At 40.8% G+C, this 17,164-nt stretch carries 13 protein-coding genes; 3 read left to right on the top strand and 10 right to left on the bottom strand.

What is annotated here, in order from left to right; genetic code table 11:
• Positions 1 to 194: 194 nt before the first annotated feature.
• The gene (locus NST34_RS15980; protein WP_081382919.1) at positions 195 to 878 is read right to left on the bottom strand and encodes a MarR family winged helix-turn-helix transcriptional regulator; all 684 of its coding nucleotides are present in this window, start codon (positions 876 to 878) and stop codon (positions 195 to 197) included.
• 432 nt (positions 879 to 1,310) lie between these two features.
• Here NST34_RS15980 and NST34_RS32135 point away from each other — a divergent pair, with 432 nt between their 5' ends.
• The gene (locus NST34_RS32135; RefSeq protein ID WP_076299791.1) at positions 1,311 to 1,631 is read left to right on the top strand and encodes a YfjL-like protein; all 321 of its coding nucleotides are present in this window, start codon (positions 1,311 to 1,313) and stop codon (positions 1,629 to 1,631) included.
• 27 nt (positions 1,632 to 1,658) lie between these two features.
• Here the strand turns inward: NST34_RS32135 and NST34_RS15975 are convergent, their stop codons facing one another.
• From NST34_RS15975 to NST34_RS15965, 3 genes are all read right to left on the bottom strand, one after another.
• Entirely contained in the window at positions 1,659 to 2,180 is a 522-nt protein-coding gene (locus NST34_RS15975; protein WP_341128262.1) for a PadR family transcriptional regulator, read from the bottom strand.
• Between the two features lie 30 nt (positions 2,181 to 2,210).
• Positions 2,211 to 3,059 (bottom strand): sialate O-acetylesterase, encoded by an 849-nt coding sequence (locus tag NST34_RS15970; RefSeq protein WP_341128261.1) that lies wholly within the window; start codon positions 3,057 to 3,059, stop codon positions 2,211 to 2,213.
• 177 nt (positions 3,060 to 3,236) lie between these two features.
• On the bottom strand, positions 3,237 to 4,751 hold the full coding sequence (locus tag NST34_RS15965) for an NAD-dependent epimerase/dehydratase family protein (RefSeq protein WP_341060844.1): 1,515 nt from the start codon (positions 4,749 to 4,751) through the stop codon (positions 3,237 to 3,239).
• 170 nt (positions 4,752 to 4,921) lie between these two features.
• Between NST34_RS15965 and NST34_RS15960 the strand changes: the two genes are divergently transcribed.
• Entirely contained in the window at positions 4,922 to 5,479 is a 558-nt protein-coding gene (locus tag NST34_RS15960) for a TetR/AcrR family transcriptional regulator (RefSeq protein ID WP_076283751.1), read from the top strand.
• Here the strand turns inward: NST34_RS15960 and NST34_RS15955 are convergent.
• Positions 5,460 to 8,120, bottom strand: a complete 2,661-nt coding sequence (locus tag NST34_RS15955) for a family 78 glycoside hydrolase catalytic domain (protein WP_341060843.1) — start codon at positions 8,118 to 8,120, stop codon at positions 5,460 to 5,462. The genes NST34_RS15960 and NST34_RS15955 overlap by 20 nt on opposite strands.
• A 210-nt stretch (positions 8,121 to 8,330) precedes the next feature.
• On the opposite strand from NST34_RS15955, the gene NST34_RS15950 reads away from it, so the two are divergent.
• A complete protein-coding gene (locus NST34_RS15950) occupies positions 8,331 to 9,209 on the top strand; it encodes an AraC family transcriptional regulator (protein WP_341128260.1) in 879 nt (292 codons plus the stop codon).
• A 53-nt stretch (positions 9,210 to 9,262) separates the two neighbouring features.
• On the opposite strand, the gene NST34_RS15945 is transcribed toward NST34_RS15950, so the two are convergent.
• From NST34_RS15945 to NST34_RS15925, 5 genes are all read right to left on the bottom strand, one after another.
• A complete protein-coding gene (locus NST34_RS15945; RefSeq protein WP_076283754.1) occupies positions 9,263 to 10,045 on the bottom strand; it encodes an ABC transporter ATP-binding protein in 783 nt (260 codons plus the stop codon).
• Positions 10,046 to 10,083: 38 nt separating this feature from the next.
• A complete protein-coding gene (locus NST34_RS15940) occupies positions 10,084 to 10,770 on the bottom strand; it encodes a FadR/GntR family transcriptional regulator (protein WP_076283755.1) in 687 nt (228 codons plus the stop codon).
• A 164-nt stretch (positions 10,771 to 10,934) separates the two neighbouring features.
• Positions 10,935 to 11,312 (bottom strand): VOC family protein, encoded by a 378-nt coding sequence (locus NST34_RS15935; RefSeq protein WP_042188380.1) that lies wholly within the window; start codon positions 11,310 to 11,312, stop codon positions 10,935 to 10,937.
• A gap of 231 nt (positions 11,313 to 11,543) precedes the next feature.
• Entirely contained in the window at positions 11,544 to 14,156 is a 2,613-nt protein-coding gene (gene ppsA, locus NST34_RS15930) for a phosphoenolpyruvate synthase (RefSeq protein WP_341128259.1), read from the bottom strand.
• Positions 14,157 to 14,389: 233 nt separating this feature from the next.
• Entirely contained in the window at positions 14,390 to 17,041 is a 2,652-nt protein-coding gene (locus NST34_RS15925) for an endo-beta-N-acetylglucosaminidase (protein WP_341128258.1), read from the bottom strand.
• Positions 17,042 to 17,164 lie beyond the last annotated feature (123 nt).

Below are 17,164 nucleotides of genomic sequence, written 5' to 3'. Positions count from 1 at the left end.
TTCTAACTATTTGTTGAATATGAACCATGACGCAGCAACAAACAACCCCGTACCGTAACATCGACTTTACGGGGTTGGTGTGCGAAATTAACTGTTCTTCAGTTTCCAAGAAAGTACGTCATGCGCCGCCTTTGCCGTTCAGCTTTCCTTTGTAAAAGGCACGCCACTGCTACTGTTTGACGAAAAGACTTTGCTTACTTATCGTCCGGATCATGTGACTGGTCTGGTGACGAATTTCTTCCATCTCTGGAAGGCCAGCCGAATCCGCGCATATCACGATGCCCTTCCCCGCCAAAGCCAGGGAACCTTCCGCTAAAGCGTTCGTCCCTAGAATTCCCCCACATTTTTTGCATTTGTCCACGCATGGCCATTAGTTTTTCGAATTCCTCTGTACCCATACGCTCCTTTGCAGCCTCCATCCACATAGCCATTACATCACGTTCTCCGTCCGTTCCAAGCTCTTCTTCTAAAGCCATAATTACGCGGGTTAAGTAATCCCCGAAAGCAACCTGCTCTTCTGAAGATAGGCTAGAAAATATGTTGACGCTGTCTATCTCTTGCCCCTCTTCCTCTTGTCCTTTTTGGGTTAAGTAAATCAACATGATACGTTTGTCTGTTTCTGATGGCTTACGGGTGATATATTCGGCTTTTTCCAATTTTGCAAGCAATTCATTGAGGGATGATACACGGATGTCCAGCATATAGGATAAATCTTTGGTGCTGATACCATCTTTCATCCGGAGAAATGCCAGTATCCTGCCTTGCCCGCGGGATGTGTCGGCCATAGGGCCAACAGCAGCATGTGTTTTTAAGTGTTGTCGTTGCAGCAGCCATTGCAGTTTCGCGAGTTTTTCGTATAATTCAGTATTCATGTCCATATTGAATCCTCCATAAAGTTTGTATGGTACCTGTTAATCTTTGTGACGGTACCTGTTGGTTTTTATTATAACGGTACCTGTTAGATATGTCAAAATGTTTTTTACAGGTACCGTTAGTATATTTTTGATTTTTACCAGAACCTTTAATGACTCGTAGTATGTAGCGGGCAAAATTACTTACATCCTTATTACATTTTTTATCATATACTTACTGTAAGTTCGCTTGCACGATCGTCCAGCCCTCACAAAAGATCAAGTATTTCAGCAGAAAACGGAGTTTACAGCAGGTAATTATGGCGACTATTTAAAATATATACTAGTAGTGGGCAGGATTCTAAAATAAGTAAATACAATTCACGAAACGCAAAACGAGCCTAAAAGGGATTTTAGAGGCCCGTTTTTGTCTTATTTTACAAGGAGGGTTATTAATATATGAAACACCCCATTCTAAGTAAAAAATCGCTCATTCTAATAATTTTTTTGATATTCCTTATAGGAATATACTTTTTGTTCTTCGGATTACCATGGAAGTCCATAGCCCATAAAAAACAATTCGAAGTCTATTTAGAAGATAAATATCAAATTGACTTCAAGTTAAAAAAGATGGACTATGATTTTATGCACCGAACATACCTTACTTATGCATATCCCGTGAGTGACCCAACTTTAGTTTTTTTTGTAGGTCAAGATATTGAAAACAAAGAAATTCATGATCTTTATCTATATGAACTAGAAAAACGTATGTTCAAATAGGTTACCAGAATAATCGTTGAGCTGTGATCAGTTTTCTTTTTTTATATCTTCAAGCAATCCTTCAAACCATTGAACATTTACTATATGGTGGGAAAGTGAATTTTCTAACATTTTTTTAAAATAAGCAGTGATATTTTCATCGTTCTCAAGAGATAGCTGTATTAAAGAAATCTTATTTTTAGTTTGTTCGATTTGTATTTCTATTAATTTAGTTAGCTCTTCTTTTTTATATTTATCTGAAAATAACATTGCTACATAAAAAGATAGGTTTATATAGTCTGTCTTAGACCCATATTTGAACATCAACTTTTCAAACTCTTTTTCCCCTAATTCCGTGATGTTATAATTATGTGTCTCTCTGGTGCTGTCTCTTTGGTCAACTTTTACAATATACTTTTTCTCTACTAATTGCCCAAGATTATAATAAAAGGACCCTTTGGTGAAATTCACTATATATTTATAGTGTTTTTCTTCCATTAAGGATAACAATTCATAACCGTGAGCCCCTGGATTTTGTTTTAATAATCCTAAAATTAGTAATATTATCAACTCAACGCCTCCGTCAAAATGCTACTAGGTTTAATCATTGTTGATTTGTATGAACTTGGCTTGAAATTCGTCAAATGATATTTTCCCCAAAGCAAAATCCATACTCAATATATACATTTTTTCCGCTTTAGTGTGTGTTCTTGCATTATGGAGACTTAACAACTCCTGTTCATTAATTAGCGGCTCAAGTACATGTTGCTTATTAATAAAAGCTTCAAAATATCGCAACCCAAATTTTCTTTGAGATATTGCATCGATATGAATACCATCCGGATTAGAAGTTAAACCTGAAGCTGTAACAAAGTAACAATCATCTTGTTCAAAAGCAAATTTTTGTAACTCTTGATTCATCAACTCGTATTCAGTGCAATGTTTCCCAAATCCTTCTTTGCCTAAAAAATCCCCTAAGCCACCAATTATAAATGGAATATTTGGAGCATCTGACTCTTTTCTAAGGGCCGTAACCATTAAAAGTAATTTCTGATAATAGACTTTGTAGCTGCCATTACTACTATCACTTTCTCCTTGATGCCATAAAATCCCCGTTAATTCACTATTTTGCATAGCAAATTTAGTTTCTTGCAATGCATGTTTAAAAAGTGCCCCATCTACAGCCCATTCATCAATGGTGCTCCCACCCTCAGCACAAGGAATTAACCCAATGATGTCTTCTTCATTTTCACGACACCATGCATCCGCAAATGATCCTGCCAGACTTATTCCTGAAACAGGACGGTCATAATTAATAGGTTCAGCCATCATTTGCCATCTACCATTACGTAGCATTTGTATTCTCTCGTTATAAATTGGGGGTACTTCATGTATAAATCCTCGTCCAGCCATATTTGACTGTCCAATCATTAGAAATGATTTGATCATTATTCTCATCCTCTCTACAATAGTCTAATTAGACTGTTTATATTATTAGTCTAATTAGACTATTTGTCAACAAATACGCTTTTATTCTCTCCCTCTTTATGAAATCAAAAAAGCTGATCTTCAAAAAGATCAACCTTTGTATGAAGTATTAACATCTCAGAAGTGAGGTAATACCATCTAATTCTGATACGATTTCATATACTCGCGTCCGTCTGCCTTTCTTTGAATAGGGTTCCAAACCTGAGCAAAGAACGGTTCACGCTTCGCACGTTCTTTGTAATTCCAGCTTTCGAGCTCACACTGCGGGCAGAAATGTCCACCTTCTAGCATAAGCTTGGGGCTAGCCGTAAAGGTATGGTCGAACGCACATTTGAAATCAAGTTTGCCTGCCCAATTCCCCGTTTCCATATCTGTTGAAAGACATTCACCACCACGAAATTTCGCAGCACCCTTGATATCTTCAAGATTTAATTGCGATGTTGGCTTATTCTCATCATACCCGTGGTCAAGTTTGATGACTTTATCCCAATCTGCGAATTTCTTCATTTCAGACACCTTTGCAGGAATCGCCTCCCAGTTGTTCTTGCTGCCCCAATAAGCGTCTATTTTCTCAATGTCATTTTCCTCGATAAAACGTATCGTTCCTCGCTCTTTTACTGCTTGCTTTTTCATCGTCCGCTTAATCATCGCACCCATCAATTTTTGACCTCCGGGCAATTTAGTGATGACTTTCGCAACAGGCACAAGTGCGCCTAGATTATCAAGGTAGCTTTGATAGAAATAATCTATTGAATCTCGGCGAAAGTGAAAATACTCCTCCAGCTTATCAGAGTCCAGATAATATTGTCCGTGAAAATTCCGTGTTGCATACCATTTAGGATCTATCACATAATCAAGATTTGTTAAACCTAACTTACCATAAAGCACCTGATACATCTCAAGCGTGCTGACTCGACAGCTCTCGCCCCCGCCAATGTTGTAAATATGTTGCCAAAATCCTTCATTTAATTCTCCGTCTATATCCGAGATGCAGAGGTTTCGCATTAAACGTCCTGAATCCCGATCTGATACGTATTCAAGCACATTTTCTAGACAGTTATGGAACATAATAGGGTCTTCTATCTTGCTCATCGCTGGCCCCATAATACCTGTTTGGCGGAGGCTCACCCAATAGCGTAGTCCTGATTCAATTACCATACGCTCGGCGGCAATTTTCGAAACGGCATAGTAGTCATAAACACTTGGTTTGAGAGGGTCGCCCACACGTCCCCAATGGATCGGCGGCATACGGTCACCCGTTTCCGCAATTGTACCGATATTTACGAAACGCGTTACATGGGCACGATCGCTTTTCTTGATGGAATCGACGATGTTCTTCGCTGAACCATAATTAATCTGCATCGTTCGTTCGGGAAACTCATCTGCAGCAGGAGATACAAAGGCTGCTATATGAAGCACAATGTCGGCATCTTTCACACATTCATAGACAAGGTCGCAGTCTAGTAAATCGCCATAGACTACTTTAACGCCACTTAGTCTCTCATATTCTTTCAGCTTTTGGCGGCTGGTTGAATTGTCTAAATCAAAGAGTAACAGCTCGCATTTCGCTAAATCGTTTCTAAGAAATTTCAATGTTTCGCCACCCATATTGCCCGCTGCACCTGTTATCATGACTCGTTTTTTCTTTACCATATTCTTCACCTGCATTATAAGATTATTGACAAGTCATTCGTCTCCCTTCAGAATACAGACACAGTGTCTATTTCACAACCACCAGTTGATTATCAAACTGATGTAATATAGACAGTCGAAGATATTCTGTCCATTAGTTTTCAAAAATTTTTATAGGGGGTGAATCAACAATGAATCAACGTGAACGGTTAACCAAATTGCTGCTGAAGCAAAGCTTGATTCGTCTGCTCAAAGAAAAAAACATAAGCCAAATCAGCGTAAAAGAATTATGCGCTTCAGCAGGCATCAATCGCTCTACCTTTTATTTGCATTATGCAAATGCATACGATCTGCTTGAACATGTTGAGCAGGAGATTATTGATAACACAAATGCATATCTAGAAAAAATCGAAGCTAATGACAATGGCATCACTTATATATTGACCTTCTTAGACTACATCAAAAAGAATGATGATTTATTTGCCATCATGCTACTCAAATCAAATGAAAACGAGTTGTTTTCAAAACGTTTGCTTAATGAAGTACTGATGAATATTGACACTTTCCTTCAGCTTGACGTTCCCGAAAATATGAAGCGTTTTACTTACGCTTATTTGGTTAATGGAAGCTTAGCAATTATACAGGAATGGATATTAGAAAATTTCATTATATCAAGCGATGAATTGGCTCAACTTATTTTCTCTTTGGCGGATCATTCCTTATTAACGTTTAAGTCATCGGAAACTTGAAGTAATAGTCACCAGATCCAACTAGTAGTTTAAGGCCTTCTGACATTTGTTCCACACTGGATAGACCTATGACTTGTTCTATTGGTGTCCCAGACTCCAAGATACTGTCCTGATTCATCGTTGGAATAATAATCTCAGCTGTTGTATTGGATGGAATCAGCACTTGCATTTCTACTGAATCTTCGTTCTGTTTTTTCCAAGTTACCTTGATCGTTCCATGGACAGATTCAAGCGAAGCATCAACCCACGTCAAATGTTCCCCGATCTGCGGCTGGATCCGTATTTTTTTATAGCCTGCTTCTAATAGTTCGATGCCACCGGCAGTGCGATAGAGCCAATCTCCAATAGCACCGTAAGCATAATGGTTATAGGAGTTCATATCATCGCTCCAGAACGAACCGTCCTGTTTTATTCCATCCCAATGTTCCCAAATGGTTGTAGCCCCTCGGATTACAGAATATAACCAGGAAGGATACTCTTTCTGCAGTACCAATTGGTAGGCTACATCCGTATTACCAAATCTAGAGAGAACTAGACACAGATAGGGAGTTCCTACAAAGCCGGTCGTTAGGTGCACTCCATTTTCTTCGATATGGTCGGCTAGCATCTTGGCCGTCCGATGACGATCCTTTTCCTCTAATAAGTCAAACATAAGGGCAAGTGTATACGCAGTTTGTGTCGGTGAGGCCACCCGACCATTTGGCGTTACGAACTCTTGACGGAATGCCAGAACAATCTTCTCATGCAATGCTTCATATTTTAAGGCATCTTCGGGTTTTCCAATGACAGCCGCTGTCTTAGCTAGTAATTCCGTTGAATAAGCATAGAACGCAGTAGCGATCAACTCTTTTAGTGTTGCTCCGACGTAGCTGTTTTCTTTGGCATCCAGACCTAACCAATCTCCGAAGTGAAAACCTGTATTCCAAAGATATTCGTCTTCACCTTGGGCCCGAATATACTCGACCCATGCTTTCATACTTGGATATTGCGTTTTCAGCACACGAATGTCCCCATAACATTGATAAAGCGTCCAAGGACAAATCACTGCGGCGTCTCCCCAAGCAGCAGAGCCGTATCCTGCCGCTGGCACATCGGGAATAACATGCGGAACTCTTCCGTCTTCTTCTTGATCCGCGGCCAAATCCTTTAGCCACTTTTCAAAGAACGGGACGACATTCATGTTGTAGGCAGACGTGCGAATAAAAACTTGAGCATCCCCCGTCCATCCCAATCTTTCGTCTCGTTGAGGGCAATCTGTTGGGATATCTAGAAAGTTCCCCTTTTGTCCCCATAAAATGTTGTGCTGAAGCTGATTCAAGAGTTCATCTGAACAGTTGAAGTTTCCCGTTTGCTCCAAGTCCGTATGGATGACGCAGCCGATGAATTGTTCCAATAATTGATCTAGCGTTATGCCAGTCACTTTTACATAACGGAATCCTTGGAAGGATAAATACGGCTCAAACGTTTCTGCCTCCCCGCCATGGCATATATAAGTAACAGTCTGCTTTGCAGATCGTAAATTTCCGATGTAGAAATTCCCCTCGCGGTCCAACACCTCAGCATGTTCTAAAGTAATTATCGTTCCAGCTTCAGCATGAACCGTAAATCTTACCCATCCAACCATATTTTGTCCCATATCCAGCACGTGTTCGCCTTTAGGTGTAGTAATGACTGCAATAGGCTTGATGGTTTCTATAACCCTGGTCGGTTCGTTTTCCTGAGCAACCAATGAAGTCTCTGGACGGTCCTTGAGAATAGTCTTTTGCCACTTTACATCCTCAAAACCGGGAGAAGACCAACCTTCTACCTCGAGCCTCGCATCATACGTTTCGCCATGATACAATTCTGACATCAAGAGTGGACCTGTAGAAGTACGCCAGTTGTCATCCGATACAATGATTTGTTCAGAATTATCAGATAATGTGACGTGTAGCTGGATAAGCACAGCACGATCCTCACCAAAGATGTCTTTCTTTCCTTCCCAAGCTAAATATCCTTTATACCACCCGTTTCCCACCATGCAACCAAGAGCGTTATTGCCAGCAGCAATCAAAGAAGTCACGTCATAGGTCTGATATTGAAGCCGTTTATTATAACTGGTCCAGCCAGGGTTAAATAACGTGTTATCTGCTGGTTTACCGTTTATATATAAGCGGTACATCCCAAGAGATGTTGCATACACACGCGCTGATACAACATTATCAGGGATTGAAAATTCCGTACGAATATAGTCACAAGGATCAGCCCCATTCTCTTGATGACTCGGAGGTGCTGCTATCCATTTTGCCTGCCACTCATCTACCGATAACAATGCCGTTTCCCAGAACACAGGTTCACTCCATTCTGAAACTATCCCATGATCGTCCCAAGCTCGAACCCTAAAGTAATACCGAGTGCGGGATTGTAAGGCGGGACCTTCGTATTCAATATGCACATTGCTATCCGATTCTACCTTTTCAGAATCCCATATGATTTTTGAAAAGAATTTGTGATCATTCGCGACTTGAACTTGATAGGCTGATTGGATAAATCCCCGTATTTCTGTTCTGATCCACCAACTAAGCCGCGGATGTAAATCATCAATCCCCAACGGATTCTTTCTATAGTTCACTTTAAGATTTGTAACTTCAAAATTGGACATTTGTATCAACCTCCTATATTCATCCAGTAACCTGCCGGAACACTTTGAACTGTATTCATAGATCTTTGATCCGGCAGCTATTTCTATTGTATGAGTTGAGAGAATTTAGAATTGGGGGTGTTTCAGACATTTTTATAGGTGGATCTAGACATTCATTCATTAGTTTCGTACGATATGTCTAGCCTTAGCAATTTGAAAGGGGCCACGATTATGAGTATCAGACGCAGCACTTTTGTCATGTCTGGAGATAGCTTTTTCGAGCCTGGTGTGCCAATTTATGTGAACAGGGCTTACGAAACGTTCGAATTGAATGCGCATTCCCATGAGTTTATCGAAATTACTTATATCAGTGAAGGAGCAGGCGTTCACTACATTGACGATGAGGCTGTTCCTGTCGAGCACGGTACGTTATTTTTTATCCCCATTGGGCGCAGTCATGTATTTCGACTTAAGACCCCGATGAAAGACCGCCCGCTCATCGTTTATAACTGTTTATTTCCAGTAGAGTATTTATCAGAACTTCAGGCTACCTTTCCTCACGCTACAGATATTTGTGAATTTTTCACAGACATGCAATTGCTATGGTTCTCTATGAAAGATGTCAATGGCGCATACCATATTATGTTTCGTGAACTGTTTCGTGAATTCTCGGCAAAACCGCCAGGATATCTAGCTGTCCTCGATGCTCTTTTCGTACAAATATTAACAGGCTTGTTTAGACACCGGTTGCAGATTGTTGCGCCGTCAGGGGATAAGCCGCAATGGATGGCAGTGGATGATGCGATTGCATTTATAAATTACAACTATGCCAATGGGCTTAAACTTAGTGATCTCGCCAGTAAAGCGAACCTTAGCGAACGGCAATTCAGTCGCCTTTTTCAGCATCAGACTGGAATGAGCTTTACAGATTATACGCAAAGTATTCGAATGGATGCTGCATGTCGTATGCTTTCAGGAGGTCATAGAAGTGTAAGCGAAATTGCCGCTGCAGTTGGATATGCTGACCTCAAATTTTTTCACCAAATATTTAAAAAAAAGATAGGAATGAGTCCCCGACAATATAGTAATTCTATCCGAAGTGAGCACTAGCTTCTAACATTCAAGATAATAAAAGCTGCCTAGCAATTGCTAGGCAGCTTATCCTACTTATCACCGGCAAGTGTAAGCCACTTACGATTGTGATGCTCCTGAACTTCAACGGGGGTATCAAAGAAATCACTCAACACATCCGACTGCAAGCAGTTTTCTGTCTCATCCCCTTTATAGATTTCTCCGTTCTTCACCAGCAAAGTATGTGTAAAGCATGGTGTTATCTCCTCGATATGATGCGTTACATACAGCAAAGTTGGTCCGTTGGTTTGCTTCGTAATCTTCTCAATCATTTGCAACAGCTGTTCTCGGGCAAAAATATCGAGTCCTGTGCAAGGCTCATCAAGGATCAATAGATCTGGATTGGCCATAAGTGCGCGTGCAATGAGGACTTTTTGACGCTGACCTTGCGACAAGGTATCGTATGTACGAGCGGCTAAGGAAGAGCAGTCTAGAAATTCCATCAGCTCCTCGGCTTGCTTTTGATCCTCTTCATTCGTCTTGTCGTATAAACCGATAGTTGCGAATTTTCCGCTGAGGACGATGGTCAGCGCAGTCTGATGGCCATATAGCTTCTGTTGCAGCGAGGTGCTGACCCAACCGATTCGTTTCCGTAACTCTCTAAGATCCACATCGCCAAAGCGGTGGTCTAACACTTCGACTTGCCCAGTCGTCGGCCATATATAGCCGTTTACTACGTTCAGCATCGTCGTCTTGCCTGAACCGTTTAGTCCGACGATACACCAGTGTTGCCCTTGTTTCACTTCCCAATTCATATCGCGTAAGATCATTGTTGTATCACGTTGCCATGATACATTTTTGAGTGATATAATCATGCCCAAATTCCTCCTCTACATGAATGTCTATATTGAACTTAAAGCTCAGAAAGTGTTCCATTTAAAATTTTGAGCGTCAATTGTACTGCTTGATCTGAATCCCCATTTTTAATAGATTCATACACTTGTTCATGGTAATCGGATTGAGGATCATGGGAACTATAATTACGGTTTAATTTACTCATTGCATCTGACAAAATATGAGTAAACGTTCTATATAAGTCAATGATTACAGCGTTTTTACTTGCCATCGCTACAGCCATGTGGAATTCTATATCCGATTTGGCATACAGTTCACGATCATTCTGCTTTAGAGCCATATCTCTTGTATCCAAATGTTTTCGCATGTTGAATAAGTCAGTGTCATCATGCCGTAGAGCTGCTAATCTTGCGATTTCTAATTCAATCATTTTTCGAGCTTCAAAGACCTCAATCAATTCTGCACGAAGTAAACGATGGGTAAGTGGTTCTTGAATAATAGGACTGGATTTTAAGTAAGTTCCAAAACCCTGCTTTTTCTCCAATAGACCAGCATGAACTAACACACGGACTGCTTCTCTTATCGTTGATCGCCCTACATTAAATAATTTCATTAATTCAGGTTCTGGAGGTAATTTGTCTCCTGGCAGGATTGTTCCTGTTGAAATTTTTTGTTGTATTTGATTAACAACATCGTCCACTAACTTAGTGGCTTGAACGGGTTGGAACGACCCCTTTTCAAACATCTGATCATCTCCTCTTTTTGCAGAATAACATGATATTCTTTACTTAACAAGTAAGATTTTGAAGTTTATAACGGTCATTATGGGTATGAAAAAGCAGCTAATCATTTTGATTAGCTGCTGACGTAATTTATTTAACTATCCCCTTATTGCATGTTCATTCAATTTTATTGTCCTTTTTCCATTACAGCAAAGTAGTTATTTTCACCGTCTGCGAAATTGAATACTCTTCCACCAGGAATTTCTACAATATCTCCAACCGTAACATTTTTGTCCTTCAACTCTCGATTCAATTGATCAAAATTATCCGAAAAGAACATTAAAGAAGGTGTTCCGAGATTCATTTCAGGATTCATTTGGGCAACCAACTCTTTATTATGAAGAACAATGCTAGTCGCTGCACCTTTCGGAGCAAGCTCGATAAATCTCATAGGGCCATTTGTTTCGTCTAAAATCACTTCGAATCCTAGCTTTTCTGTCCAGAATTTTTTGGATTCCTCTTGGTTATTTACATATAACATAATTTGTCCAATTTTATTAATCATAAGTTATACTCTCCTTCTTAGTCGGGATAATTTATTGCTTTTACAATATACCTCATGAAGAATATTCACGTCAAGGAATATTAATTCGAACTCCCCTTTTGCAAATATAAGTTGGCTTTGTTTCCGGAGGTTGTCCATATCCCCATATTATTTACTTTCTTTTCCTACATTAAACCGAATTTCAGACCAGCGAAAGAGAACATCGATAATTATTTTTATTTTTAAATACCTCTACAATATTTCAATATAACCTTCTGTTCCATTCACACGAATTCGTTGCCCGTCTTTTATCAGCTTGGTGGCATTTTCCACTCCGACAACTGCTGGCAAGCCATATTCACGAGCGATAACGGCTCCATGGGTCATCAGTCCGCCAACTTCGGTGACCAGGCCTTTAATAGATACAAACAATGATGTCCAGCCAGGGTCAGTAAAGGCGGTGACTAATATATCGCCATCTTCCAGATCTGCCTCTTCCATGTTTAAGATGACACGAGCTCGTCCCTCTATTACTCCGGTAGAAACAGGGAGACCTATAATCGCGTTGTCTGGCAAATTTTCTCGTTTGTATTCACCTGTAATAATTTCACCATCAGATGTGATTACACGTGGCGGAGTAAGTTTTTCAAAAAAATTGTAATCGTCTTTTCGTTTACTGATGATCTGATCATCCAGTTTATTTGTGCGTACGACTTCGTGAAGTTCTTCAAAAGTGAGATAGAATATATCTTCTTTTTCATGAATAACGCTAGCTTGAACAAGTTGTTCGGCTTCTTTCAGTAAAGCCTGCTTATAAATGAAGTAGCGGTTAATCATTCCGTATTTTGGATATTCACGGTAACCGATATAATTCCGGATAAAACTGATTACTCGTTTTGTCTCTTCAGCTTTTAGTTCTCCATCCGGTAATTGCTTCAATCGATCTAATAACTCTTGTTCTTTTTCTAAAGCCTCCTGTCGGCCTTGCTCAAATTTTCGATTGCCAGCATTAGGCTCAAAGTTTTTGATATTACTGAGAATCATGGGGACAAGTGTAATCGGCTTTTCACTCCAACGAGTTCTCGAAATATCGATTTCACCGGCACATCGCATTCCGAATTTGTTGAGATAAGCATAGATTGCATCTTGAGTTGCCTGTCCACCATCAAACTTAACCAGTTTATCCAAAAAACCATCATCTTTTACATGTTGTAAATAATCAACTATTTCCGGGTAAGGACGAATCACATCTGCAACATCCAAAAGCGCCAGACCCATTTCTGAGGTAATGTTGTTTGGTACAGATTGAGAAAGCATATCTGCTGCGTTTTTTTCACCTAACCACTCGTACATTTTTTCATTAATCCATGACGAAGCGTTCATAGCAGTCATAAAAACCTTTGTACTTTGTGGGTCAGATAAGAACTTTTTTAATTCCTGGAGATCTTCAAGAATAAAATCAAATAGATCTGCTCCTGATTTCGTTCGGATGTTTTGTCTTAATTCTTCTATCGACGTTTGACTGTTCTTAATCAAATCAGAAACGATTGCCGGATCATTTTCGATTAATGCTTGAAAACCTTCTGACGAACTATCTTTACTGCTATTAACGGGACTCTGTTCTTTTCTATCGTCTGGTAACGATTTTATATATTCTCGTTCTATTAGGGTCATAAATGCGTCTTTTATGAGCGGATCGGATTTCCCAAGGGTATTTATGAAATTTTCTCTGCTGACAGGTGAAGCCAGCATATGTGTAACATCAACAAACAACCTTCCACCGGCCTTACGCATGGGTGCAGGAGTGATTAACAGGTAAAAAGACAATCCTAGTGGTTTCATGGGATCCGTCATCATTTGTTGATGACCGACAGATACGTAAACGTGATTTTCTTGATCATTTACTTCAGGGATCGGGTATAAAGTAGTGATTGGCCGGCTTTGAACAATATAAAAAGTATCATGATCCAAACACCATTCGATATCTTGTGGACAACCAAAATAAGCTTCAATCTCTCTACCTATGCGTGCCAGTTGTAAAATTTGTTGTTCGGAAAGGGTTTGAGTCTTTTGCTGATCGAGATCGATTTTCAGGGTCTCTGTTCCACCTTCTTTTAATCCATAGATAGCCAATTTTTTGGTTGCTATCATCATATCGACGATTTCCTCTTCCTGTACTTTATAACAATCGGCAGATACCAAGCCAGAGACCAGAGCTTCGCCAAGCCCAAAACTGGCATTAATAGATAGCAGCTTTCGATTAGAAGTCATCGGATCAGCTGTGAATAAAATTCCTGAAGCCTGAGGGAAAACCATCTTTTGCACGATAACAGATAAATATACCTGTCTGTGATTAAATCCATTTTGCATGCGGTAGATTACCGCGCGATCCGTAAATAGAGATGCCCAGCATTTGCTGATGTGCTGCATGATTGCTTCTCTTCCGATGATATTTAAATAGGTGTCCTGTTGACCGGCAAATGAGGCATGTGGTAAATCTTCAGCAGTTGCACTAGAGCGTACTGCATAAGCCTGTTCTTCACCAAGTTGGGAGAGATAGTGAGTAACTGCCGTCACAACATCGGAAGGAATTTCTACTTCCATGAGGAGTTGTCGAAGCTTCTTACTGATTTCACCAATTTGCTCTCGATCGTCTACGTTTAATATGGATAGTTGATCCAATAAAATATGATACTTTTCGTTCTTTTCGATGGCTTTTTGGTAGCCCACTGTTGTAACACAAAATCCTTCTGGTACTTTTATTCCTTCGATAGTTGATAATCGCCCTAAATTCAACCCTTTTCCGCCCACGAGCAAAAGCTGTGTGGTTTCTATTTCCTGAAAACCAAGAACCAATGAACGCATACAATATCTCTCCTAACCATTAAAATGAGAAAAAATTTGACAAGAGTTTAGCTGCATGGTATATTATAAATATAAGATGCATTTTCTATGCCTTTATATTTTTTTGTAGTCGTGATCCGATTATATCATCGTGTCTTTTTATATGCAATAAAAAAGAACCTGAAAGCTATTCAGGTTCTTTTTTTGTGTTTCCCGCTATTATTTGTTATTCAAAGACCATGGTTCGAACCGAACTACAACCCATAGACTTCAAACTCATAAATTCGTGCTGCTGTATCGGCTCCTTGTGTGGGCTTAAGAGTTATTAATTTTACATAGCGAGCTTTCACCAATGCAATCGCGTCTGTCGACTCAGCTGCCGAGTTTCCTTGCACGTTTACAACATCCGTCCAGTTCGTTCCGTCGTTACTCACCTGAATGGTATAATCGCTTGTATTAAACCCGGACCATTCTCCTCCACTCTGAGCATGCTTGATGATAAAAGTGCTGATTTGATGCTCGGCTCCTAGATCGACTTGTAGCCAATGAGGCAGATTTCCAAGTGCACACCATTTGCTATTATCCGTCACTTTACCGTCAACTGCGTTTGGTGCGCCTTCTTTGTCTCCACATGCATGATCGGCTGTTGCAGGTTTTCCAAGTGCTAAATTCCTCACCGCACCAGCTTCCTTACTCACTGTAATGAGCGCCTTTTTCATAATTGTGTCTTGGCCCGAACTGTTGGTTGCAGTTAGTGACACGTTATATATGCCCTCCTGATTGAACGTTACAACCGGGTTCTTCGATGTGCTGACAGCTGGGCTACCGCTTTCGAAGCTCCATGACCATTCTTCTGTCACTTCGGTCGACAGGTCGGTGAAGTTTACGCTTTCACCTGGAGTGACCAAGGTCCGATCAGCCTTGAACTCTGCAATCGGCTTCGGATAAGCTGGCCAGCTGATCTTCACGCTGGAGGCCTGACCTTGCTCGTATCTCCCATTGATTGCAACGACCTTTAATGCTGTGAGCGTTTCTTTGTCTATTCTTCTCATCTCAGGAACGTAAAACACATGATTTGGCGTTGCGCCCAATAATACCTCACTGCCATCTGGCAGTACTCGATAGATTTCGTATTGCTTCATCTGCTGGTCAAGTGGTTTCCACTCTAATCTAGCATCTCCATAAATTCCATCGCGGAAATCGGATTGGGTAACCTTCAGATCGCGAACCGCTGGTAGCGTTTTGATCGGGTCGTTGGCATTTTGGATGGAGAGCTGGCCAATTTGAATACTATAATTATTAATCGTATCCTTGGAATCAAAATAAAGTGACAATGCTACGATTCGTTTCCCTTTGTATGGGGTCAAATTCAAAGTTTCGGTTGTCCAGTCTGGTGCTGTCTTATCCTTCACGTTAAGAAAGATAAATTGATCTGGTTGGTCTGCAAAAGCAAGACCTACCTTCATGCTAGGCTTGTTCAGTGTTTTATAAGTAACCGATAGCTTTGTGCTTGCTTCGATTTTAAGGTCTGTCTTGTAGAGCTTCAGATGCGTTGCATTGTTATGGCTCAGATCACCTGAAATCTTCAGCGAACTGCCACCGTAATACGCATCAGACCAATCGAGCTCTGGAGTAAGTGAAGTTCCTTTGCTGTCTGCGATCCAGCGCCATGTTGGCAGGATATCCTGCAGGCTCCGGTTATTCCATCCCTTATCTCGTACCTGCTGCCCTCGGACATAATATTTCTGCCCGCTTCCTGTATTGAAATTGGTGATGAAAGGTAGCTTATTTACAGGGGATGATTCTACCACATTGTTCGCGATTCCTTTCCAGGCCTGATCGCTCACGGTGTTACCCGGATTCCCGTTTGGCCCCACCCAGAATTTGTTCTCGCGTGCGAAGAAATCCTCCATGCTTTCTGCGCTGTTGAAAGCCCAGTCTGGACGGTAGATACCAAGGGAAGTGACGGCAGGTTGACCATCCGGAAACAGCAGATTCCAGTTCACATTCGTATCGTAGCCCTTGGCTTCAACATCTATCCCTGCATACAGGTCATACGGACTTCTATCTAAACTTTTGGCCTTCTCTGCCGAGCTTTTAAGATCTTTCCACCAGAAGTTCAGGAACATATTGTCTGTTATTTTCTTATTATTGTCTTGCAGGAACATTGCATTCTTGTCATTTAGCGCATTTTGCCAACTGATACTGCCCTCCTTGGTCATGGAGTCGTACCATACGATTTGCATAGATGCAGATTTGTGCGATTCTAGATAACTTAGGAAAGCTTTCATTTTCTGGGCATCAGCTGGTGTTCCACCCTCAGTCTCCTGGTTAATAAACCAACCATCAAATCCGTAATACTTCGCAACCTGGATCAGCTTATCTGCGGCAGGAAAGGAACCGTCGCTGTTCTGCTGAAGCATTTGCTTCACCCATTCAAATTTCCCTCCATAAACAGTTGGCGGGAAGAACACCGTTCCGACGATCGGTACGCCGTTTTTATGTGCTGCGTCGATCGTATCAGCGCTTGGTGGTACGATAATTCCTTCACCGGCAGATCCGCCCCAATAGACCAGCTTGTCAACATATTGCCAATAAGTAAACGTATTAGCTCCAAATTTGTCTGATCCCTGTGATGGCACACCACTTGTTCCCGAGTTCAGTGCTGATAAAGCCATAACTTTTGGCGCTTTTGTCGCATGAGCATTGACTCCATCTGTCACAAAGCGGTCTTGCAACGGAATTGTACTTCGGTTGAATATCGCATCCGGGTCGGATGCAGGACTCCACTGAAGCAATTGCTCTGGAAACCAGTAGGATGAATAAGGCTGTTTAGCGAACGCAGTAGTGGATAATGCTACGCACATCACAAATAAGAATATAAAACCTGCACCAATCTTTTTCATGCCGTACTCCTCCAATCGATTATTTTATGGTTGCGCTTACATTTTATCAAGTTGGACAAAGCTCTAGATAGTGGATTAATGACAAGTCCAGGTGCAAATATTACAGATTGTAAACCTGAAGCT

This window comes from Paenibacillus sp. FSL H7-0714, assembly GCF_038003765.1.
GTDB lineage: Bacteria > Bacillota > Bacilli > Paenibacillales > Paenibacillaceae > Paenibacillus_AQ.
This window is presented reverse-complemented; position numbering and strand designations above follow the sequence as displayed.

Excerpts from the sequence above, each read along its gene's own strand:
- NST34_RS15945 (WP_076283754.1), bottom strand. The coding sequence starts at position 10,045 with ATGATTATATCACTCAAAAATGTATCATGGCAACGTGATACAACAATG.
- NST34_RS15940 (WP_076283755.1), bottom strand. The coding sequence starts at position 10,770 with ATGTTTGAAAAGGGGTCGTTCCAACCCGTTCAAGCCACTAAGTTAGTG.
- ppsA (WP_341128259.1), bottom strand. The coding sequence starts at position 14,156 with ATGCGTTCATTGGTTCTTGGTTTTCAGGAAATAGAAACCACACAGCTT.
- NST34_RS15980 (WP_081382919.1), bottom strand. The coding sequence starts at position 878 with ATGGACATGAATACTGAATTATACGAAAAACTCGCGAAACTGCAATGG.
- NST34_RS32135 (WP_076299791.1), top strand. The coding sequence starts at position 1,311 with ATGAAACACCCCATTCTAAGTAAAAAATCGCTCATTCTAATAATTTTT.
- NST34_RS15960 (WP_076283751.1), top strand. The coding sequence starts at position 4,922 with ATGAATCAACGTGAACGGTTAACCAAATTGCTGCTGAAGCAAAGCTTG.
- NST34_RS15925 (WP_341128258.1), bottom strand. The coding sequence starts at position 17,041 with ATGAAAAAGATTGGTGCAGGTTTTATATTCTTATTTGTGATGTGCGTA.
- NST34_RS15935 (WP_042188380.1), bottom strand. The coding sequence starts at position 11,312 with ATGATTAATAAAATTGGACAAATTATGTTATATGTAAATAACCAAGAG.
- NST34_RS15950 (WP_341128260.1), top strand. The coding sequence starts at position 8,331 with ATGAGTATCAGACGCAGCACTTTTGTCATGTCTGGAGATAGCTTTTTC.
- NST34_RS15970 (WP_341128261.1), bottom strand. The coding sequence starts at position 3,059 with ATGATCAAATCATTTCTAATGATTGGACAGTCAAATATGGCTGGACGA.
- NST34_RS15955 (WP_341060843.1), bottom strand. The coding sequence starts at position 8,120 with ATGTCCAATTTTGAAGTTACAAATCTTAAAGTGAACTATAGAAAGAAT.
- NST34_RS15965 (WP_341060844.1), bottom strand. The coding sequence starts at position 4,751 with ATGGTAAAGAAAAAACGAGTCATGATAACAGGTGCAGCGGGCAATATG.